This is a genomic window from Stenotrophomonas sp. FR010, from assembly GCF_047520755.2.
GTDB lineage: Bacteria > Pseudomonadota > Gammaproteobacteria > Xanthomonadales > Xanthomonadaceae > Stenotrophomonas > Stenotrophomonas sepilia.
In genome coordinates, this window is sequence record NZ_JAXBQT020000003.1 from 187121 (window position 1) to 208426 (window position 21306).

Here is a 21306-nt window from a genome sequence, read left to right on the forward strand (position 1 = left end):
TGCCGTTCATCGCCACTGGATGCCTACATCCATTCTGCGGAGGGGTCTAATGCTGGAACGTCACGGGCTGTCACTGGCGCTGGGCTGCGCCATTCTCGCGATCCTGTTCGGAATCGTCTCGGCGCGCTGGATCCTGCGCCAACCCACCGGCAATGCGCGCATGATCGCGATCGCCACCGCGATCCAGGAAGGTGCGCGTGCATATCTCAACCGCCAGTACCTGACCATCGGCATCGCCGGCGTGGTGCTGTTCGTGCTGGTCGGTGTGTTCCTCAGCTGGTACACCGCGATCGGCTTCGCGGTCGGCGCGGTGCTGTCCGGCGCGGCCGGCTACATCGGCATGAACGTGTCCGTACGCGCCAACGTGCGTACCGCAGAGGCGGCGCGCAACGGCATCAGCGCGGCGATGGACGTCGCCTTCCGCGGCGGCGCGATCACCGGCATGCTGGTGGTCGGGCTGGGCCTGCTGGGCGTGGCCGGCTACTACGCACTACTGTTGCAGATGGGCCTGCCGATGGAACAGGCGCTGCACGCGCTGGTCGGCCTGGCCTTCGGCTCTTCACTGATCTCGATCTTCGCGCGGTTGGGCGGTGGCATCTTCACCAAGGGCGCCGACGTGGGCGCCGACCTGGTCGGCAAGGTCGAAGCCGGCATTCCCGAGGACGATCCACGCAACCCGGCGGTGATCGCCGACAACGTCGGTGACAACGTCGGCGATTGCGCCGGCATGGCGGCCGACCTCTTTGAAACCTATGCAGTGACCGTCATCGCCACCATGCTGCTGGGCAGCCTGATGCTGGCCGAAGCCGGTGCCAATGCCGTGCTGTATCCGCTGGTACTGGGCGGCGTGTCGATCATCGCGTCGATCATCGGCGCGCTGTTCGTCAAGGTGAAGCCCGGCGGCTCGATCATGGGCGCGCTGTACAAGGGCGTGATCGTTTCCGGCGTGCTGGCCGCCATCGCCTTCTACCCGATCACCACCGGACTGATGTCCGACAACGTGCATGGACCGACGGCGCTGTATGGCTGCGCGCTGATCGGCCTGGTCCTGACCGGCCTGATCGTGTGGATCACCGAGTACTACACCGGCACCCAGTACAAGCCGGTGCAGCACGTGGCGCAGGCCTCGACCACCGGCCACGGCACCAACATCATCGCCGGACTCGGCATCTCGATGAAATCCACCGCGCTGCCGGTGGTGGCGGTGTGTGCGGCGATCTGGGGTGCGTTCGCACTGGGCGGTCTGTACGGCATCGCCATCGCCGCAACCGCGATGCTGTCGATGGCAGGGATGATCGTCGCCCTCGATGCCTACGGCCCGATCACCGACAACGCCGGTGGCATCGCCGAAATGGCCGAGCTGCCTTCGGAGATCCGCGACATCACCGATCCGCTGGATGCGGTGGGCAACACCACCAAGGCCGTGACCAAGGGCTATGCGATCGGCTCGGCGGCGCTGGCGGCACTGGTGCTGTTCGCCGACTACACCCACAACCTGCAGGCAGCCAATCCCGGCCAGGAGTTCCGCTTCGATCTCAGCGACCACACGGTGATCATCGGCCTGTTGATCGGCGGCCTGATTCCCTACCTGTTCGGTGCGATGGCGATGGAAGCGGTCGGCCGCGCGGCAGGCGCAGTGGTGGAAGAAGTGCGCCGCCAGTTCCGCGAGATCCCCGGCATCATGCAGGGCACCGGCAAGCCGCAGTACGACAAGGCGGTGGACATGCTGACCCGCTCGGCGATCCGCGAAATGATCGTGCCCTCGCTGTTGCCGGTCGCCGTGCCGGTAGTGGTCGGCCTGCTGCTGGGGCCGCGCGCACTGGGCGGCCTGCTGATCGGCACGATCGTCACCGGCCTGTTCGTGGCCATTTCGATGACCACCGGCGGCGGCGCCTGGGACAATGCCAAGAAATACATCGAGGATGGCCACTTCGGTGGCAAGGGCAGCGAAGCGCACAAAGCCGCGGTGACCGGCGACACTGTTGGTGACCCGTACAAGGACACCGCCGGCCCGGCAATCAATCCGCTGATCAAGATCATCAACATCGTGGCGCTGCTGCTGGTGCCGCTGCTGTAGATCCACGCGACGCGTGGATGGCAGGCTCGACGGGGTCAGAACCCTTTCCTGCGGAAAGGGATCCGACCCCGATGGAGATCACCGCCCGCGCAGGAAGAACCACACGGGCACCATCACGTTCACCGGGCCGCCGGCCACCTCGGGCGGCGGCGGGCCGCGCGAGGATCATTGGCGTCGTCCACTTCCACGACCGGATTGGACTCCAGCCGTGGTGCGGGTCGGCTCAGCACGTAACCGGCGCTGGCGGCAAAGAACAGGCCCACGCCGAGCAACAGGCGCCACGACGGATGCGCGCCCCAGCAGAACAGGGCAAAGCCCGCCGCCATGCCTGCGCTGGCAAACGCCTTGCCCTTGCCCGACACGGCGCCCTGCTCGCGCCACAGCCGCAGCGACGGGCCGTAGCGTGGATGCGCCAGCAGGCGCTGCTCGAACGTCGGCGAGCTGCGCGCGAAGCAGCCCACCGCGAGGATCAGGAAGATGGTGGTCGGCATGACTGGCAGCAATGCGCCGATCACCCCGAGGCCGACCATCAGCCAGCCCAGCGCGAACCAGAGCCAGCGCATCAGCGCTGCACCTGTGGGCACGCGCCGCGCATCAGGCGAACTCCACTTCGACGTGGCGATGCACGCTGCGGAACGCAGCGTCGGCTGCATCGATCACCTGCTGGTCCTGCTCGGCACTCAGCGGCACCGCGTCCAGCGCAGCGGTGAACTCGCGCCAGTGGCGCGCTGCGCCATCGGGATGGGCGGCCAGGTGGCGGGCGCCGAAATCACGGTTCAGGCCGAGCTTGGCCGCCATCTTGTACAGGATGGTGCCGCCCAGATTGGAGCCTTCGGCCACGTACAGCCAACCCAACGCAGTCGGCAGCGCGAGGTCCGAGGGCAGCGCGTCGATGTCCGCGCCCGGGAGCGTCTGCTCCAGATCCTGCAGGTCGCGCGCGACCTGTCTCAGTCGGCGGCGCGCGCCCAGATCGGGCAGCAGTGCGCCCAGCGCAGGATTGACATACAGCGCATCGATGCTGCGGTGGAAGCGATACTGGACGCGCAGGAAACGGGCGAAGTTGCTGCGGTCGGCGAAGATGTCACCGGCCATGATGCGCTTGTCCAGCGCACCGTGGCTGTCGCGGGTGGCGGCCTTGAGCCGCAGGCTGCGGCTGTCTTCGGGAGCGATGTGTGCGTTCATGGGGGAATGCCAGGAGGGTCGTCCTGCTGTAGACGTCTGCCACGGGGCTTTCCCCAAGGCCGTCTACACCGATAATGGGCCATCCCCTTGTCCATCCGGAACCGACGATGATCACCACCGAACCGCGCATGACCAACCTGTTCCTGCAGCTGGGCCTGGATGCCAGCGCCGAGGGCATCGCCCGCTTCATCCGCGAGCACCAGCTGGCCACCGACGTCGAAGTGGTCGAGGCGCCGTACTGGAATGATGCCCAGCGCCAGTTCCTGTCCGAGTCGCTGCAGGCCGATGCGGCATGGACCACCGTGGTGGATGAGCTGAACGAGTCGCTGCACGAAGATGCGGTGAAGGCGTCGAGCGGGCTGTAAGTGCCCTGATGGGGGCGCCGGGCATGGCCCGGCGCTACCGTTGTCTCCCGCTGGGGTCAGAGCCCTTCCGCAGGAAAGGGATCCGACCCCGCAGATCAGTACTTCCAGGTCAACGCCAGCCTTGCGGTGCGACCCGGCGCCGGCATCACGCCCAGAGCCAGCGGATCCAGGTAATAGCGGTCGGTCAGGTTGTCCACGCCGGCTTCCACCGACAGCTGGTCGTTGAAGCTCCAGCTGGCGAACAGGTCTACCAAGGTGTTCGGCCGGTACAGCTGTTGGATCGCCGACAGGCCCACGTTCCAGTCCTTGTCCAGCGTGCTGATCGGGCCGGCGTTGTGGACCACGCGGGTGCCGAAGGTCAGGCGCTCGTCGAACAGGCGCGAGCCCAGGGTCAGGTTGACCATGTAGCGCGGCGGGTTCTGGGTGTTGGTGTACGACCCCTCGAAGCCGCCGTCCACGCAGTTAGGCGTGTGGGCCAGCTCATCGTTCCTGCGCTGTGCGCCATAGGCCCGGCGCTCGGCGGCGATGTCCGGCGCGCAGGTCTTGGCTTTGAAGTAGTAGTGCGCGGACAGGTCGGCGAAGACCTTGCCGCTGTCATAGCTGGACTGGAACTCCATGCCGGAGACCTTGAACTGGTCGACGTTGCGGATCAGGCCGGCCGACAGCGTGCGGTAATCGCGGGTGATCAGGTCGTCGATGCGGGTGTCGAAATACGCCAGCTTCAGCGCCAGGCGGTCGCCGGCGGTGAACAGGTCGTAGCGGAGGGTGCTGGCACCGATTTCCCAGCTGCGCGCACGCTCCGGCTTCAGCTCACCCACCGGCTTGGCGGCGGTGAACAGGCCCAGCGTGGTCTCGAACAGGCTCGGCAGCTTGGTGCCCTCGGCGTACTTCACATAGACCAGGGTGTCTTCGCTGAAGCGGTAGGCCACGCTGGCAGTCGGCGAGAACGCGGTATCACGGCGGCGGATCGGCGGCGACCAGCTCCAGCTGACCGGCACCTCCAGGTCCTGCGCCTTGCCGGCGTCATAGAAGTTCCACCCACCGATGTCGCCCACCGTGCCCTTCTTGTACGGCGAGGCCAGCAGCGATTCCTGGGTGAAATTGCCATTGGCATCCGGATACCAGTTCAGCAACGCGATGCGCTTGGCGCGCCACGAGGGCAGTGCCGGGTTTCCGTTGAGCAGCTCGGTGTAGCGGTACTGGCCCTGCACCTCGTAGGCATCGGGCGTGGCCAGCCGGTTGCGGTCGTGCACGTCCACCCGGTTCCAGCGGCCACCGGCCAGCAGCTCCCAGTGTTCGTCGGGCTGCCACTTCAGCGCGGCCACGGCGCTGTATTCCTTGCGCTCGGCATTACGCAGGAAGCGGTTGTTGACCAGGTCATCGTGCATGATCGAGCCCGAGCTGCCCGGGGCGATGTCTTCGTCGCTGTAGGACAGGCCGTAGTCGAGCGTGAACGCACCGGCGCGGGTGCCGAACGTCGAGGTGTTGCTGGCATCAAGGTTGAAGCGCTTCTGCCGCAGCGGGTTCCGGTAGGCATCCTTGTAGCCGGGATCGCCACTGAAACTGGGCGCGTCGTACCACTCGGTGCGGCGATCGAAGTACCACGGCGTGATGCCGGTCAGGCTGTTGTACATCACGCTGTCGGTGTCGGTGTACGCTGCATTGACGCGCAGGTCGATCAGCTCGCTGTCCGGATCGAAGCGATAGCGCAGGGTGTAGCTGTCCATGTCGACGTGGCCCGGGTCCCACTGCGGGATGCAGTCACGGTCGACGCGGATGATCTGCGAGGCCATGATCTCGCCGGCCGTGCCTTCATAGCGGCGGTAGCCGGCTTCCAGGCTCTGCGTGTCATCGATGCGCCAGGTGCCCTTGAGCAGCGCCGACTTCGAACGCGAGGAGGTATTGAACACTTCGGTACGCGGCGGATTCAGCGGCGCCAGCGTACGACGGGTCTGCGGGAAATCATCGTAGCCGTGCTTGCCGGAGAAGTAGTTGCCGTTGTCCCGGTACGCGTAGGCCGCAACCAGGTCGAAGCGGTCCCAGTGACCGGCACCGGCCACGTTGAAGAACTGGCTGCCGGTAGCGCTGCGATCGCTGCGCGGCGCCGCACTGTATGACGGCAGGTTGTTGGCACTGCCATTGGCCAGGCCACCGCGCACGCGCACGCCGAAGTCGCGGCCCTCGCGCAGCACGTCACCGATCTTCAACGTCTCCATCTCGACCACGCCGCCGATGCCACCGGACGCATTGGCCTGCAGGCTCGGGCCCTTGGTGATGGTCAGGCTGGAGATCAGGTCGGGGTCGAGGTAGGTGCGCTGTGACTGGCCCGCATAGCCGCGGTAGGTGTCCATGCTGGACTGGCCACCGTCGATGATCACCGGTACGCGGCCTTGGCCCTGGATGCCACGGATGTTGACGTCGAAGCCATTGCCGACGCGCGGATCACCGGCGGTGACACCGGCCACACCCTTGACGATGTCACCGTTGGAGGTGCCGCGGAAGCGCTCCAGATGCGCGCGGTCGAGCGTGGTGGTCGAACCCACGCTGCGGTAGCTGTCGAGCAGGCGTGCTTCATCGTTGTTCGCACCGCTGTCGACGCGGTCGCCGGCCACACTCAGCGTGCCGGTGACGATCACACCGCTGTCGGCCCGCACCGGCGTTGCTGCCTCCAGAGTGACCGCATCGGCGCTGACCCGGCGCACCGCCACGCCACTGCCCTGCAGCAGGTGCTGCAACGCCTGGTTGGCCGACAGGCTGCCGCTGACCGCGTGGGAGGTTGCGCCGTGTGCCAGCGATGCGGGGTACACGACCTGCACGCCGGATTGGCGCATGTAGCTGCGCAGCGCCTCATCCAGCGGTTGTGCAGGAATTTCGAAGCGCAGTACAGCCGCGTGGTCGCTGCGGGCGCTCTGCGCCAGTGCGGGTGGCGTCGTGCTGGCCAGCCCGGCGGCAAGCAACGCAATGCACAGAGGGGACGGGCGCAGTACGCGGCCCGAGCGGTGGGAGTCGAACATGGAAGAACCTGTCAGGTAATCGGTGCCGCGAACGCGGCGTCATCCGCAACACGGGCGGACACGGCGACGTACGTGGCGACGGCGGGTACGTTCGCCGGGTAAGACGGCTGGGCGCGCGACAACCCCAAGAGCGATTTGCGGTCGCGGGGGATGCCGACGGGGCGCGGTGGGTGCCGACCGTTGGTCGGCACAGGGACGCTCATCCACGCGTGGCGTGGATCTACTGCACGATGGCGACGCCGAATGGAAGACGAGTAACCTGAAGACCTGCCGTTGCCGCCAGCGCATCCAGCGCCTGTTCCGGGCGGTCGATGCGCAACGCAGCACTCACTGCAGGCAGACGTGACAGATCACCGCGCACGAAGGTCGGCCCCGCGCGATAGCGCCCCACCCACTGCACCGCATCGGCGACGCTGGCCTGCTCCAGCAGCAGCTCGCCCTGGCGCCAGGCGCCGACGCTGTCGGCGGTCACGTCAGCCCGTCGCATGACCCCGCCACGTTCAGTGTAGACGGCGCGCTGCCCCTGCTGCAGGTAGGTCCAGCCACCGTCGGCCGGGCTGGCCACGCGCACCCTGCCCTGCCCAACCTGGGTTTCCACCCCCTCGTCTCCACGCGCCACGGTGAACGCGGTCGAGATGTCCTCGACCAGGCCATTGCCGGCGCGCACGCTGAAACGCCGCTGTGCATCCGGGCTTACCTCGAACCAGGCGCGCCCGCGCAGCAGCTCGACCTCGCGGGCGTCCGCATCGAAGCGCACGGCAATCGCACTGTCCGCATCCAGCACCGCCCGACTGCCATCGGGCAGCCGCACGTGCTGCACCTGATGCGTGCTGCGATGATCGGACTGCAGGCGCAGCCACGCCTCCGGCCATGCCACCAGCATCGCCAGCATTGCCGCCACAGCCATCGCCCAGCGCAGTCGATGCGGCCCACGCCGTCCGCTGGCCCCGGCGGCCTGTGGGCGCGGCCCGACACTGCGCCACAACGCGCGCTCGTGTTCGAAGGCCCTGCGGTGCCCCGGCTGTTGCAGCCAGTGCTCGAACGCCTGCATGCGTGCATCGCTGATGTCACCCGAGGCCAGCCACGCGATCCAGTCCCGGGACTGTTCGGCCAGGGCATCATCATTGGCAGCGGGCAGCATGTTCGGCGGGCTCATCGGCTGGCGGACAGGCGCATTCAAGCGCAGGCGGGGGAACTAGACCGCATCCACGGTCCAGTGATCAAGACGTCTGCGCGAAGGCCAGCCCCAAGCCGGCGCGCTCATCGACCGCTGCGCGCCCAGGCCAGGCGCTGCAGCGCGGAGCGCACATGATTCTCGACGGTGGTCACCGACACCCCCAGGCGGCGTGCGATCTCGGCCTGGGTGAGGCCCTGCAGGCGGTTGAGCCGGAAGATGGTGCGGGTCGGCTCCGGCAGGTGACCCGCCGCATCGAGCACCCGCTGCAGCTCATCCTGTGCCATGGCCTGCTCCTCGGTGGAGATCACCTCGTCGCCCCCCCACAGGTAGTGGTCGGCCAGCAGCCGGTTGCGGCGGCTCGATTCGCGGCCGTGGTCAGTGGCAAGGTTGGCGGCCAGCCGATACAGATAGGCCCGCGGATTGTCGATCGCCTGGCTGTCATCGACCCCTCGCGCCTTGAACCAGACCGCCTGGATCACGTCCTCGGCGCCGTTGTCGCCCCCGAGGATGCGCTGCACCCGGCGCAGCAGCGCGGGCCGCTCGCGGATCAGCAGCTCAGTGAGGGAGGCAGCATTGGAGGGCATGCGCGGAGCCGGGACGACAGACGGGAGGCACCGCGCATGCTACTCCGGCAATGCGAATAAGTCACATTCTTGTCTATGCCGGGACTACAGGCAATCAACCAGTGCGTCGTAGGTATTGGCTTTCGTGCCGGGCAGCGGCGCGTGCAACGCATCGAACCCGTCCCCCGTTTCCCACACCTGCAACAGGGTTTCCAGGCGTGTTCCGGTTGCCAGCGGCAGCACGCAGGCATAGCGTCCGCGGTTGACCGTGATCAGGCCGCTGGGCTTTACCCTGGTGTTGCTACCGGCGAAGGTCCATACACACTGGACAACCACCCCCGTGGCCTGGTCCACGGAACAGCGCAGGCGCATGGCCCACAGATTGATGTACTCGCCCTCGCAGAAGGTATCGCCACATACCTCATCGAAGCCACGCACCAGTTGCCGCTCGGCAGCAAGGAAACGCTCGTGGCCGCCCCCCGGGCCGGCGTAATCCCGCGCATCGACGAACGCAGGCGCAGCCTGCGCGACACCGGCGCACGGCAGGCTGACAGACAGCACGCCACACAACAGCCAGCATCTACGGAAGCTCCCCATCAGCCCACCCTCCCCTGCGTGCGCAGGCATTCAGGCAAGCCATCGAAGATGCCGTGGTCAAGCCCAGGCAAAGGCGCGGTCAGGCCGCCCGGCGCTTCCAGGGAGGCGTAGAACGCGTCGACGGGCACCCCGGGCTGCATTTCGACCGGACAGACCCAGCTCCCGTTGTCGATCCGCACGTGTCCCGTGTCGGGCTCAACCTCCAGCTCGCTGGCGGCCACCACCCAGACACAGCGCTGCACGGTGCCGCGGTGGGCGAGCACGGCGCAGCGGAACTCCATCACCCGGTAGTTGCTGTAATCACCTTCACACAAGGTGTCGGCACACCATGCGGCGAATTCGCCGGCGACCGCGTCCTCCAGCGCAAAGGCACGGTCCCATCCGGCCTCGTCGGAGGGATAGTCAATCAGGTTGACATGCAACCCGCGCGCGAGCGCGGGCAGCGGCGCCAGCAGCAGCAAGGCACAACAGCCCAAGCGGTTCCAGTTCATGGCAAGTCTCCTTGGCAAGGACGTCCAGCCTGCCGGGGGAGCCGGGTCGAACCCATCGGGAAACCCCGCTCTGGCTCCTCCGCCATGGCCGAGCACCCAGGTCGGCCCTGCCCTACCCTGCACAGCGCCCGGCAAAGGCATAAAATGGTGAGCTATCCGTCTATATCCCCACCTGGAGCACACCATGGGCCTGGAACTCGTCTCGCCCGGCAAGAACCCGCCGGAAGAAATCAACGTCATCATCGAGATCCCGAAGGACTCGGAGCCGGTGAAGTACGAAGTGGACAAGGAAACCGGCGCGATCTTCGTCGACCGCATCCTGTCCACCCCGATGCGCTATCCGTGCAACTACGGCTACGTGCCGAGCACCCTGTGTGGCGACGGCGATCCGGCCGACGTGCTGGTGGTGCTGCCGCTGCCGCTGGTGCCGGGCTCGGTCGTGCGCTGCCGTCCGGTCGGCGTGCTGAAGATGAGCGATGAGGCAGGCAGCGACGAGAAGATCCTGGCCGTGCCGGTCTCGAAGATCTTCAGCGGCTACGCCCACGTCGAAGACATCGCCCAGGTCTCGAGCCACTGGCTGGAGCGCATTGGCCACTTCTTCGAGCATTACAAGGACCTGGAGAAGGGCAAGTGGGTCAAGCTGGACGGTTGGGGTGGCGCCGCTGAGGCCAAGCAGATCCTGATCGAGGCGCACCAGCGCCATCTCGACAGCAAGGCCTGAGCCTGAACCGCATCGCTCCGGCGATACCCTGCCGGAGCGATGCGGGTCACGTTTCATGACGACGGCACATCACTCTTGCTGCCGTATTAGGTAAATTGCGTCACTTCACACGTCATCGACATCCATCGTCGAGACAGCCAGGGGAACGTGTCGTGCGTATTCTGCTTGTTGGGGATGCAGCCAGCCTGCCAGCTGAGCTGACCGAATTCATTGCCGATCTTGGGGAAGACTGGCAGCCGCTGACCGCCGCCGATGGCCAGACCGCGATGACCGCGGTGGCCACGCAGGGCGTGGACGCGGTGATCGTCTGCCCGCAGTTGCCCGATCTCAATGCCACCACGCTGCTGGGCCAGATCCGGACACTGCGCCCGGAAACCATCCGCATCGCGCTGGTCGATGCGCACCATGGCAACCGCCCGCCGCCGGCGCGCCTGATCGGTGTCGCCCACCGCTTCCTGCCGCTGCCGCTGGCGCCGGAAGTGCTGCTGGAGGCATTGACCAGCCTGGAAGAACTGCGCGAAGTGCTGGACAGCCCGCGCCTGCGCGATGCCATCGGCCGTATCGAGAAACTGCCATCGCCACCGCACCTGTACCTGAGCCTGACCCAGGCCCTGGAACATGACGACGATACCGACAGTGCCGATGTGGCCAAGCTGGTCGCCGCCGATCCGGCCATCGCGGCCAAGGTGCTGCAACTGTCGAACTCGGCTTTCTTCAGCCAGGGCCGCACCATTGCCGACCTGCGCACCGCGGTCACCCGGCTGGGCCTGGCCACGCTGCGTGACCTGGTGCTGGCCAGCGAAGTGTTCTCCGCGCCGACGCTGTCGGCTGCCGAGCGCAACTCACTGCAGCAGCGCGCACTGCTCGCCTCCCGGCTGGCCGCACGCCTGCTGCCCGAGTCCAGCGCCGAACTGGGGGCGACCGCCGCACTGCTGGCCGACATCGGCCTGCTGCTGCCCGGCGTGCGCAACGAGCGCAGCGAGCCCGCGCTGGCCGGCGATGCCCGCCCAGGCCATGCCGAGGCCGGCGCCTACCTGCTGGGCCTGTGGGGCCTGCCGATGCCGATCATCGAAGCGGTGGCCTTCCACCTGCAGCCGCAGCGCGCCAACACCCGCAGCTTCTGGGTGACCGGCGCGGTGCACGTGGCCCTGGCGCTGGTCAATGGCGATCCGGTGGACGAGGACTACCTGCAGCGTGCAGGCGTGCTGAACAAGCTGCCGCAATGGCGCGAGCACGCCAATGCACTGATGGGACTGGTGCCCAGCGACGCCTGAGCGTGCTGGATGATGTCCGGACGACAGAGGGCGCACCCACACGGTGCGCCCTTTCCATGTCAGCGGGTACCGCAGGCATCCTGCACGCAACGCCGGTACTGCGACTCGCAGATGACCGGTGACTTGCCACTGGCCAGGCACTGCTGGCGGAACTCTTCGCAATAAAGCCCGCCACCACAGACCCCGAGGCCCTGCGCGAACACCGCGCCCACCAGCGTTGCATAGATCAATGCAGCCGCCGATGCCTGGCGCAGCAACGTGTTCTTCATACCCCTCTCCACATGCGAGCGTCCGGTATTGGACCTCCTGACTGTGTCGATTGCGACACGACGGGACCGTGACTGCGCTCACCTTCCAACAGTTTCCGGAATTCCCCTACAAAAAAGAGGGCGGACCTAGCGGCCCGCCCTCCTCGTGTTGCTACCGCACTTCGATGGATCAGAAGCGCTGGGTGTACTTCATGTACAGGAAGCGACCCACATCGAAGCCGCCGTAGTAGGCGAACGCCGAGTTCGGAGCCGAGTACTGCAGCGGACCCTTGTGGTCGAACACATTGTTCGCACCCAGGGCGATCGTCGCATCCCACGGTGCCTTCCAGCTGACCTGCAGGTCGTGGAAGGTGTTGGAGCCGGTGTGACGCAGCGGATCGGTTTCGCCATTGGCCATGTGGTTCGGCGCATCGCACCAGCCATCAGCCAGCGAGATGCAGCTTTCCTTCATGCCGGAGTAGTAGCGCGCGGTGTAGTTCACACCGAAATCGCCGTACTGCCAGTTGACGCCCAGGTTCGAACGCACGCGGAACAGGCCCGGCTCGCCGACGCGGCCGATCATGATGTTGTCACCCGCGCTGTTCTGGCCCTGCTCGTCGTACTTGGCGGTGTAGCTGGTGGTCCAGTCGATGCTGAACTGACCGATGGCCAGTTCCGGCAGGCGGTACTTGATGCCCAGGTCGTAACCTTCGGTTTCCATCTTGCCGAGGTTGGCGGTGCCGTAGGTGATCGCACTGACGTGGCCGTCAGCCGCACGGGTCACGCTCGAGCAACGCTCGGAGTTGCCCAGCACGTAGCAGTCACGCAGGATGCGGTCGACGCTGTCAGCGATGATCATGTCGCTGATTTCGTACTTGTACCAATCCAGCGAGACGTCCAGGCCCTGCACCCAGCGCGGGCTCCACACCAGGCCGAAAGTGGTGCTCTTGGAGGTTTCCGGCTTCAGGTTCGGGTTGGCACCCGAGACGAACTGGTCACCCGACTGGCACGGCAGGGTCGAGCACGGCAGGTTGCCCTGGCCCAGCTGCACATAGTTGGCCGGAGCGCCAGCGGCGGTGCACGCGGCATTGCCGGCAACGCTGCCCGGGGCGTTCACGCCGCACGGATCGATGTAGGACTCGAAGCTCGAGCTCAGGCCACCGTACAGGTCGCTGATGGTCGGAGCGCGGAAGCCCTCGGCGTAGGTGCCGCGGACCAGCAGTTCATCCAGCGGACGCCAGGTCAGGCCGAACTTGCTGTTGGTGGTGCCACCGAAGTTGCTGTAGTCCGAGTAACGGCTGGCAACGTTCAGGGTCAGCTCCTTGGCGAAGGCCATGTCGGCCAGCAGCGGCACGTTCAGTTCGAGATAGACCTCGTTCAGATCGTACTGGCCGCGGGTCGGCTTCTGGCCCAGGCCGGTGGACTGGCCCGACTGCGCGAAGGCGTCCGGCACGTAATTGCCTTCTTCCTTGCGGTGCTCGACACCCAGCGCGAAGCCCAGGTCGCCGGCCGGCAGGGTCACGATGGAACCGGACAGGTTGGCGGTGAAGCTGGTGGTCTTGGTGACGCCGCGGGTGGTGAAGGTCGGGAACAGGAAGTCCTGCAGCTCCTGGTTCGCCAGCGAACCCTGGCCATCAACGCCGTACGGCAGCAGCGGGTTCCACGGGCGGCAGTCGCCCAGGATCGGCTTGGCCGAGGTGCCGCAGCGTGCAACGCCGCCGGCATCGATGAACGACGGGCCCAGGGCCTGGCCTGCAGCGATCAGGCTCATGTCGCCGCGGTTGCTCTTGATCGACTCGTTGCGGTTCCACAGCGCGCCGACGTCCCAGTCGAAGGTCTTGCCGCCCAGCTCGAAGAAGCCGGTCAGGGTCGGAGCGAAGCGCAGGGTCTTGAGCTGGCTGTCAGTGGTACGCGGCACTTCCCACAGGCGGCGACGGAAGCTGACGTCCTGGCCGACCGGGTTGAAGGCGCTCGAACCCTCCAGCGGGGTGCCGAAGGAGTTGGACTGGAACGGGTAGCCGGCGATCTGCTGGAACGTCTGGCGCTCGTTGTAGAGCACGTCGGTGTTCAGGCTGATCGAATCGGTGAAGTCGTAGGTGCCGTTGATGTAGACCGACTTGCGCTTCACACCGGTCAGCAGGGTCATCTGCTCGTTGGAGTTGGCGAATTCGTCCGGCGTAATGACATGGTAGTCATTCGGGTTCTTCGGGTTGCCGCCGGCGTTCAGGGTCTTCCAGACAGCCTGCTTGGAGTCGCCGCAGTTGACCTGGGTCGGGTTGCACCAGCTGCCGTTCTGGCTGATCGGGCTCCAGGTGGCCGAGGTCGAGTTCGGACCCAGCGAGCCGTCGCGGCTGTACCAGCGGTCCTTGGCCCACACCGGATCCTGCTTCGAGTACTCGGCCGACAGGGTCAGGCTGCCGCGTTCGCCGCGGGCACCGAGGGTCATCGAATAGGTTTCGGTGTCGCCGTCGCCCTTGCCGTACTGGCCGACGTAGACGTTGGCTTCGCCGCCGTCGAAGTTCTTGCGGGTGATCACGTTGACCACGCCGGCGATGGCGTCGGAACCGTAGATCGACGAGGCGCCGTCCTTCAGGATTTCGATGCGCTCAACGGCAGACATCGGGATCTGGCTCAGATCCTGGTAGCCCGCAGTGGTTGCGCCCAGACGCTTGCCGTTCATCAGCACCAGGGTGCGCTGGGCGCCCAGGTTGCGGATGTCGACGTAGTAGCCGCCCACGTTCTCGCCCGAAGCCAGCGACTCCGAACGCGAGATGGCCGGGGAGCCGGCCGAGGTCAGGTTGTTCAGCACGTCGGCGACGCTCGAGAAGCCCTGCTTTTCCAGGGATTCGCGGGTCATCGTCAGGATCGGCTGCTGGGTTTCCACCGAGGCGCCGCGGATGCGCGAGCCGGTGACCGAAATGCGGTCCAGGTCGGTGGTGCCCTTTGCTTCCTGCGCCGAAGCAAAGGCCGGCGCCAGCGCCAGCGCAATGCCGGCCGGCAGCAAGCCGAACCGCACTGCGGGATTACGAACGTTCATCAATCTCTCCAAGGTACGTGTTAGCAGCGTGTTAAAACACCCCAGCACGTTACGATTGCGTTGCAGCGCTGTATTTGCGCGAACCAACCGGAGACTTTGCGGATTGTGGCGGGAGCAAGCCGCCGTTCTCCCTGAAGCGCGATGCGGACTGGCCGTAGCGGGCGCGGAACGCACGCGCGAAGCTGCAGCAGTTGTCGAAACCGCTGGCGGCAGCGACCTCGCCCACCATCATGTCGGTGTCGCGCAGCAGATCAGCGGCGCGTTCGAGGCGCAGTCGTGCCGAAAGCGACTGCGGGCTTTCCTCGTACAGGCTCTGGAAGGTCTTGGACAGGTACCAGCTGGAGAAGTTGGTCAGCTCGGCCAGTTCGCCGATGCGCACCACCCGGTGGCTGTTGCCTTCCAGATAGAGGCGCGCGCGCTGCATGCGGCCGAACACCTGGCGCTTGCGGCTGCGCGAGCGGCCCGGGCAGCGCTGCACGTTGTCGGCCAGGCCACGCTGCAGGCCCGCGAGGTGCAGCAGCAGCGGGCGCAGGGCCTGCGCCGGCTGGCCGCTGGCCAGCGCATCGCGCCACAGGCGCAGCGCCACGCGGGCATCAGTACGGTTCATCCGGCCACGACCTGCATACAGGCCGCAGTCGGCCATCTCGGTCAGCACGCGAAGCGCTTCGATGTTCAGGTTCAGGCCGACGCACAACCCGTTGCGACCGGCCTGCACCAGCGGCCGCGATTCCTTCTCGAAGGCGATCCACTCGCCCTGGCGCAGGCGGAAGCGCCCTTCCTTGGCCTCGACCCACGAGCTGCCACGCACCTGCATCCAGACAGTGAAGCTGGAGCCGGCGGTCTGCAGGCTGCCCAGCCGGGCCACGCCCAGGCAGGTCGGTGCGACGTCGTCGAGCGACCGGTCCAGGGAAACAGTTTGGCCGCGATCGGCCAGCGAGAGTTGACGCATGGGGGCACCACGGATTTGCCTAGTACAGGACTCCGTTTTGCCAAATCAGGCGGCACCGCGTCAGGAAGGTCCGACGAGATCGCCACGAATTCGCGACGAGATCCCGACGAAGAAATTACGAAGGCCCATTTCCCTTGAACAACAACAACTTGGAGAATGCGGGGAACAGTGCAGGCGGGCGTTCAGGCAACCGCATCACGCCGATGTCAGCGCCATCGCTGACCGCCATCGCCACGAACAGGTCCTTTCCATCGGCGCTGGCACTGAGCCCGTTGCCGGCGCTGAGCCGTTCTGCGTCCAGGCAGCGTTCCGCCTCCTCGCGGCCGGGCTGGATGCGCACGAAGGTGGTGCCACACGTGGTCGAGGTACCGAGGTAGCCGATGCCGCTGTTGCCGGTCACGGTCCAGGCCCGGTATCGCCAGCGGCTGGGCCGGTCATCGCTGATCTGCTGCACGCTGGCCGGGGACAACGCGGCATCCGCCGACCACAGGCCTCCGGCGGCCAAGCGGGTGAACAACACGCGGCCACTGCTCCGGTCAAAGCGCGCCTGCGACACCCCATCGATGCTGGCCAAGCGGCGCCAGGGCTGGACGCTGCGATCGAACAGGCTCAACCGCGTGCGCTGGTCGGCATCGCGCTCGACCACAAACAGCTGCTGCGGCGAGGCGCCATACAGTGCCTGCAACGGCTGTTCGGCCGGAACCGGCAAGGGTTGCAGGCGTTCATCGCGTGGCGCGATTTCATAGAGCACCGTGCGCCCATGCGCATCGCGGCCAACCACGAGCAACTGCCGGCTGTCGGCCGACCAGTCCGGCGCCTGCCGCGCCTCCGGCCGCAGCCCTTCGATGGGACGCAGCGAATCCGGTCGCTGCATGTCCGCCCACCACAGGGCGAAGCTGCCGGAACGATCGGAGGTGAAGACCAGCTGGCGGCCATCAGGCGCTGCCATCGGCTGCCCATCGCGGCCACTGGAGGCGAACAGGCGCTCGGGCGTGCCGCTGCCCTGCATCGGCACCTTGAACACGCCGAACTGCGCGCGCCGGTGGACGAACGCCAGCATGCCACCGCGTCGCGACACTGCTGGCCACTGCGCATCATCCAGGCCGGCATCGCGCAACGTGTGCCGCTCGACATCCAGGTAATAGAGCCGCGCCTCGCTGTCGACACGACGACCGAACACGATGGTGCGGCCATCGTCCAGCCAGGCCCAGCCGCGCAGCTCTGCCGCTTCATCGGTCAACTGCTCGGGCGTACCGCCCGCGGCCGGCACCCGCCACAGATCACCCAGCTGCGGGTTGCGCACGAACACCAGCCATTGCCCATCAGGCGAATAACGCGGTGCGTAGTCGAAGTCATCCTGATCGACGCTGTAGGCCAGCGCGCGCCACTGGCCACTGGCCAGGTCCAGCACGCGGATGCCACGGTGCGCGTAGCGACCGACCATGCTGCCGAACACCAGGCCACGCCCATCCGGCGTCCAGTCGAAGCTGAGCAGCTCCGTGCCATCGCAGCGTGTGGCCTGGCGCAGCGCGCCACCAGTGGCGCTGGCGATCAGTACCTGGCATCCGCCGTCGGCGTAGAACCGCGCGAAGGCGATTTCGCGACCATCCGGCGACCAGTTCGGGAAGCGATCGACGGCACCGGCTGGTGGCGCCAGCAACTGGCGCGCCGGCGCGTTGCCGGAGGTCTGCAGCTTGATCGCGCCACCGCCGTTGCCATCCTCGTTGGCGCCCTCATAGGCCACCAGCGAACCGTCCGGTGACAGCGTGGGATAGGTTTCAAAGCCGCTGGTCGCGGTGATCAACCGATACGGCCGCTGCGGGCTGCCGATCACCCGCGTACCGTTCTCCACGGCAGCCTCCACCGGCGAACTGCCGGCCGGTGCACGGCGCAGCAGCAGCGTGGTCAACACCAGCAGCGTGGCCAGCATCAACACGCCCAGCGCCAGCAGCACGCGCCGACGGATATGGCGCCAGCGGCGGCGCGCTGCCTGTGGATGTGCAGGCAACACAGCAGTGGTCACCGGCTGCGCGGCCATGCCTTCGTCGTCGCGGACGCCTGCGGCCACGGGCTCGGCATCGTCCAGCACCTGCACCGGGACCAGAAGCCGATAGCCTGTCTTGGCGATGGTTTCGATGTAGGCCTGGCCGTTGTCGTCGTCGTTGCTGAACGCCTTGCGCAGCTGGGTGACGGCCTGCGTCAGCACATCGTTGGTCGGCAGCGTGTCCGGCCATACCTCGGCGAACAACTCGTCGCGGGTGACAACGCGGCCCGGCTGCCGCAGCAGCACGCGCAGCACGCCCAGCGCCTTCGGCGTCAGCCGGCGCGGGCGACGCGCGCCGACGACCTCGACTTCGCGCGAGGACAGAGTGACGGTGCACTCTCCTATCCGTATCCGATCGGATACCGGGGGCTGGATTTCGCTGCTGTTCATTTTCTGCTACACAGTAGAGACAGGTCCCGGGCAGTGTTTGCCTTCGATACCGCCCCGTCCTGGGAACAGCGAAAAGCCAGACTCCGCACAAAGCATCGGCGCATACCGCAAAAACAATCGAGCGCGCGAATACTAGCCTATGCAAGTTACCTCGCCTATCGCGTGGTCGACATCAGGCTCTCTCTCGCCGACGCATTCACATAATTTGCGACATCATTCGCGCCCTATCGGGCGCGAAATTTTTATCTGGCGTTCATTTTCACATGCGCCGCAACATGGTCAATCCGACCAGCCGCGAAACCACCAAAGCCACGTACATCACGCCGGAAAACTGCTCCAGCATGACCAGTGCGCGTGCCTGTGGATGCAACGGCACGACGTCACTCAAGCCGACGCCAGACAGCAAGCTGAAGCTGAGATAAAGCAGCTCCATCCAACTGCGCTGCGCGCCTCCGCCGGTGCCCTGGAAGCTGCCCGGGTACCACTGCTGGCATACCGCGAATGCGAACGCAAATGCCCATGCAAGCAAGGTGAATGTCGCGCCTGCGGCGAACAGTTCGTCGCGGGTGACCTTGTGGTCCTGGAGCATGTAGGCGATCAGCGCGCCGGCCGTGTAGAAGTACAGCAGGCTCTCCAGCAACTGCGCGGTGGTCAGCAATGCGCTGCGGTCGAGCAATGCACCGGCCAGCGAGAACACCACCGACGGGATGGCCAGCACCAGTGCCAGCCAGGTGCCCAGCGGGCTGCGCTGCACCACCCACAGCGCCAGGCCCAGTACCGCCATGCCGAACATGCCCAGCGCCGCGCGGCCGGCAGCGGTGTCGTCCAGCGCGGGGTACAGCAGCACCGCGATCAACTGGGCACCCAGCAGCCAGGCCGAAGGATGACGGCGGGCAATGGCCAGCCAACGGGTGGTCATGGCAACAGGCATGGTGTCCTTTCCCCAGGGTGATGCGCGGAGCATAGCCGGGAGAGGCGTGATGAGCGGTGGTGCCGGCCGCTGGCCAGCACGCTTCCCGGCCCCCGCACAACCGGCTGCCGGCCAGCGGCCGGCACCCGGCTACTCGTCATCCCTGGTGGTAGACCTCTGCGCCAGCCGCGCGGAACTCCTCCGACTTCTCCTTCATGCCGGCCTCGGCGTAGTCACGCACATCCTGGGTGATCTTCATCGAACAGAAGTGCGGGCCGCACATCGAGCAGAAGTGGGCCAGCTTGTGCGCATCCTTCGGCAGCGTCTCGTCATGGAACTCCTTGGCCTTCTCCGGATCCAGGCCAAGGTGGAACTGGTCTTCCCAGCGGAACTCGAATCGCGCCTTGCTCAATGCGTTGTCGCGAACCTGCGCGCCCGGATGGCCCTTGGCCAGGTCGGCTGCATGCGCGGCAATGCGATAGGCCATGATGCCGTCGCGCACGTCCTGGCGATTGGGCAGGCCGAGATGCTCCTTCGGCGTCACGTAACAGAGCATGGCCGTGCCGAACCACCCGATCATCGCCGCGCCGATCGCGCTGGTGATGTGGTCGTAGCCCGGTGCGATATCGGTGGTCAACGGCCCCAGCGTATAGAACGGCGCCTCGCCGCACTCACGCAGCTGCTTGTCCATGTTCTCCTTGATCAGCTGCATCGGCACGTGGCCGGGGCCCTCGATCATGGTCTGCACATCGTGCTTCCAGGCGATCTTCGTCAGCTCGCCCAGCGTTTCCAGCTCACCGAACTGCGCGGCGTCGTTGGCATCGGCGATGCAGCCCGGGCGCAGGCCGTCACCCAGCGAAAAGGTCACGTCATAGGCCTTCATGATTTCGCAGATCTCTTCGAAATGCGTGTACAGGAAATTCTCCTTGTGGTGCGCCAGGCACCACTTGGCCATGATCGAGCCCCCGCGGCTGACGATGCCGGTCACCCGCTTGGCGGTGAGTGGCACGTAGCGCAGCAGCACGCCGGCGTGGATGGTGAAGTAGTCCACACCCTGCTCGGCCTGCTCGATCAGCGTATCGCGGAAGATCTCCCAGGTCAGTGCTTCGGCGCGGCCATCGACCTTCTCCAGCGCCTGGTAGATCGGCACGGTACCAATCGCCACCGGCGAGTTGCGGATGATCCACTCGCGGGTTTCATGGATGTGCTTGCCGGTGGACAGGTCCATCACGGTGTCACCGCCCCAGCGGATCGCCCACACCAGTTTCTCTACCTCCTCGGCGATTCCCGAGGAAACGGCGCTGTTGCCGATGTTGGCATTGATCTTGGTCAGGAAGTTGCGGCCGATGATCATCGGCTCGCTTTCCGGATGGTTGATGTTGTTGGGCAGCACCGCGCGGCCGCGCGCGATTTCATCCCGCACGAACTCCGGGGTGATGATCTTCTGGATCGAGGCGCCGAACGCCTCGCCCGGATGCTGCTGCAGCAGGCCCGCATCGCGGATCGCTTCCAGCCGCTGGTTCTCGCGGATGGCAACGAATTCCATTTCCGGGGTGATGATGCCGCGGCGCGCGTAGTGCATCTGGGTGACGTTCGCGCCTGCCCGTGCACGACGCGGCAGGCTGCGCGCGGGGAAGCGCACGGCATCAAGCTTCGGGTCATGCTCGCGATCACGTCCGAACGACGAACTCAGGCCTTCGAGCTGCTCGGTATCGCCACGTTCCTCCACCCAGCCGCGACGCAGTGCCGGCAGGCCGGCGGACAGATCGATACGCACGCCCGGATCGGTGTAGGGGCCGGACGTGTCGTAGACCGTGACCGGTGCATTCTCTTCGCCGCCGAACAGCGTCGGGGTGCGGGTCAACGCGATCTCCCGCATCGGCACCTGCAGATCCGGGCGCGAACCGGGCACGTGGATCTTGCGTGAGCCGGGAATGGGCCGGGTCACGGATTCGGAGAGTTGCTGGGCCTGTTGCTGCAGGGCGGAGTGCTGTGCGTTCATCGGGCATCGTCCAGGAAGGTCAGGGACGAAGCGGCGGCGCACTGCGACCGCGCCCGGACGGTCCTTGGGCGGAGTCCGGGAATGGCTGCATTGCAAAGCTTCCCTACGCCGGTATGAGCCGGATCAGGTTCCAAGGGACTGTCTCAACCGTGGCCACATGGCCCGGTACCCCCGCTTCTTGGTGCGCATTAGAGCATAGAACGTGCTGCAGTCCATGGCTGTTCCATCCACGCACGGCGTGGATCCGCTGTTTCTGTATTAACAG

At 66.3% G+C, this 21306-nt stretch carries 17 protein-coding genes and 1 riboswitch; of the genes, 4 read left to right on the forward strand and 13 right to left on the reverse strand.

Translation table 11 applies throughout. The features are described 5' to 3' along the window. The first annotated feature begins 49 nt into the window (after positions 1-49). Positions 50-2077, forward strand: coding sequence for a sodium-translocating pyrophosphatase (locus ACM0PK_RS04500; protein ID WP_134968683.1), 2028 nt, complete (start codon positions 50-52; stop codon positions 2075-2077). A gap of 119 nt (positions 2078-2196) precedes the next feature. On the opposite strand, the gene ACM0PK_RS04505 is transcribed toward ACM0PK_RS04500, so the two are convergent. Beyond that, positions 2197-2640 carry a YbaN family protein gene (locus tag ACM0PK_RS04505; RefSeq protein WP_180884762.1) on the reverse strand — a complete coding sequence of 148 codons (444 nt, stop codon included), beginning with the start codon at positions 2638-2640 and terminating at the stop codon, positions 2197-2199. Between the two features lie 31 nt (positions 2641-2671). Then, positions 2672-3259: a biliverdin-producing heme oxygenase gene (locus ACM0PK_RS04510; protein ID WP_134971406.1), complete on the reverse strand. Its 588-nt coding sequence runs from the start codon at positions 3257-3259 to the stop codon at positions 2672-2674. Positions 3260-3366: 107 nt separating this feature from the next. On the opposite strand from ACM0PK_RS04510, the gene ACM0PK_RS04515 reads away from it, so the two are divergent. Further along, a complete protein-coding gene (locus tag ACM0PK_RS04515; RefSeq protein WP_005410930.1) occupies positions 3367-3624 on the forward strand; it encodes a DUF2789 domain-containing protein in 258 nt (85 codons plus the stop codon). Between the two features lie 95 nt (positions 3625-3719). Here ACM0PK_RS04515 and ACM0PK_RS04520 read toward each other — a convergent pair whose 3' ends face one another. From ACM0PK_RS04520 to ACM0PK_RS04540, 5 genes are all read right to left on the reverse strand, one after another. Continuing rightward, entirely contained in the window at positions 3720-6638 is a 2919-nt protein-coding gene (locus tag ACM0PK_RS04520) for a TonB-dependent receptor (RefSeq protein WP_414607455.1), read from the reverse strand. 220 nt (positions 6639-6858) lie between these two features. Further along, the gene (locus ACM0PK_RS04525; RefSeq protein ID WP_134971410.1) at positions 6859-7794 is read right to left on the reverse strand and encodes a FecR family protein; all 936 of its coding nucleotides are present in this window, start codon (positions 7792-7794) and stop codon (positions 6859-6861) included. A gap of 104 nt (positions 7795-7898) precedes the next feature. After that, the gene (locus ACM0PK_RS04530; RefSeq protein ID WP_134971412.1) at positions 7899-8399 is read right to left on the reverse strand and encodes an RNA polymerase sigma factor; all 501 of its coding nucleotides are present in this window, start codon (positions 8397-8399) and stop codon (positions 7899-7901) included. A gap of 84 nt (positions 8400-8483) precedes the next feature. Then, positions 8484-8939 (reverse strand): hypothetical protein, encoded by a 456-nt coding sequence (locus tag ACM0PK_RS04535; RefSeq protein ID WP_414607454.1) that lies wholly within the window; start codon positions 8937-8939, stop codon positions 8484-8486. A gap of 35 nt (positions 8940-8974) precedes the next feature. After that, complete coding sequence (locus ACM0PK_RS04540; protein ID WP_005419076.1) at positions 8975-9466, reverse strand: hypothetical protein; 492 nt, start codon at positions 9464-9466, stop codon at positions 8975-8977. Positions 9467-9650: 184 nt separating this feature from the next. Here ACM0PK_RS04540 and ppa point away from each other — a divergent pair, with 184 nt between their 5' ends. Together ppa and ACM0PK_RS04550 are read left to right on the forward strand one after the other, a co-directional pair. Beyond that, positions 9651-10187, forward strand: coding sequence for an inorganic diphosphatase (gene ppa / locus ACM0PK_RS04545; protein ID WP_005410935.1), 537 nt, complete (start codon positions 9651-9653; stop codon positions 10185-10187). A gap of 152 nt (positions 10188-10339) precedes the next feature. Further along, positions 10340-11461, forward strand: a complete 1122-nt coding sequence (locus tag ACM0PK_RS04550; RefSeq protein ID WP_069139245.1) for an HDOD domain-containing protein — start codon at positions 10340-10342, stop codon at positions 11459-11461. 59 nt (positions 11462-11520) lie between these two features. On the opposite strand, the gene ACM0PK_RS04555 is transcribed toward ACM0PK_RS04550, so the two are convergent. From ACM0PK_RS04555 to thiC, 6 genes are all read right to left on the reverse strand, one after another. Beyond that, positions 11521-11730, reverse strand: coding sequence for a hypothetical protein (locus ACM0PK_RS04555; protein WP_014648325.1), 210 nt, complete (start codon positions 11728-11730; stop codon positions 11521-11523). A 169-nt stretch (positions 11731-11899) separates the two neighbouring features. Continuing rightward, positions 11900-14746: a TonB-dependent receptor gene (locus ACM0PK_RS04560; RefSeq protein ID WP_061479548.1), complete on the reverse strand. Its 2847-nt coding sequence runs from the start codon at positions 14744-14746 to the stop codon at positions 11900-11902. Between the two features lie 49 nt (positions 14747-14795). Next, positions 14796-15695, reverse strand: coding sequence for a helix-turn-helix transcriptional regulator (locus ACM0PK_RS04565; protein ID WP_053497516.1), 900 nt, complete (start codon positions 15693-15695; stop codon positions 14796-14798). 115 nt (positions 15696-15810) lie between these two features. Then, the gene (locus ACM0PK_RS04570; protein ID WP_227837588.1) at positions 15811-18129 is read right to left on the reverse strand and encodes a winged helix-turn-helix domain-containing protein; all 2319 of its coding nucleotides are present in this window, start codon (positions 18127-18129) and stop codon (positions 15811-15813) included. Between the two features lie 259 nt (positions 18130-18388). After that, on the reverse strand, positions 18389-19060 hold the full coding sequence (locus tag ACM0PK_RS04575) for an ion channel (RefSeq protein ID WP_065196438.1): 672 nt from the start codon (positions 19058-19060) through the stop codon (positions 18389-18391). 136 nt (positions 19061-19196) lie between these two features. After that, on the reverse strand, positions 19197-21041 hold the full coding sequence (thiC, locus tag ACM0PK_RS04580; protein ID WP_414607453.1) for a phosphomethylpyrimidine synthase ThiC: 1845 nt from the start codon (positions 21039-21041) through the stop codon (positions 19197-19199). An 82-nt stretch (positions 21042-21123) separates the two neighbouring features. After that, positions 21124-21224: riboswitch (TPP riboswitch) on the reverse strand. Positions 21225-21306 lie beyond the last annotated feature (82 nt).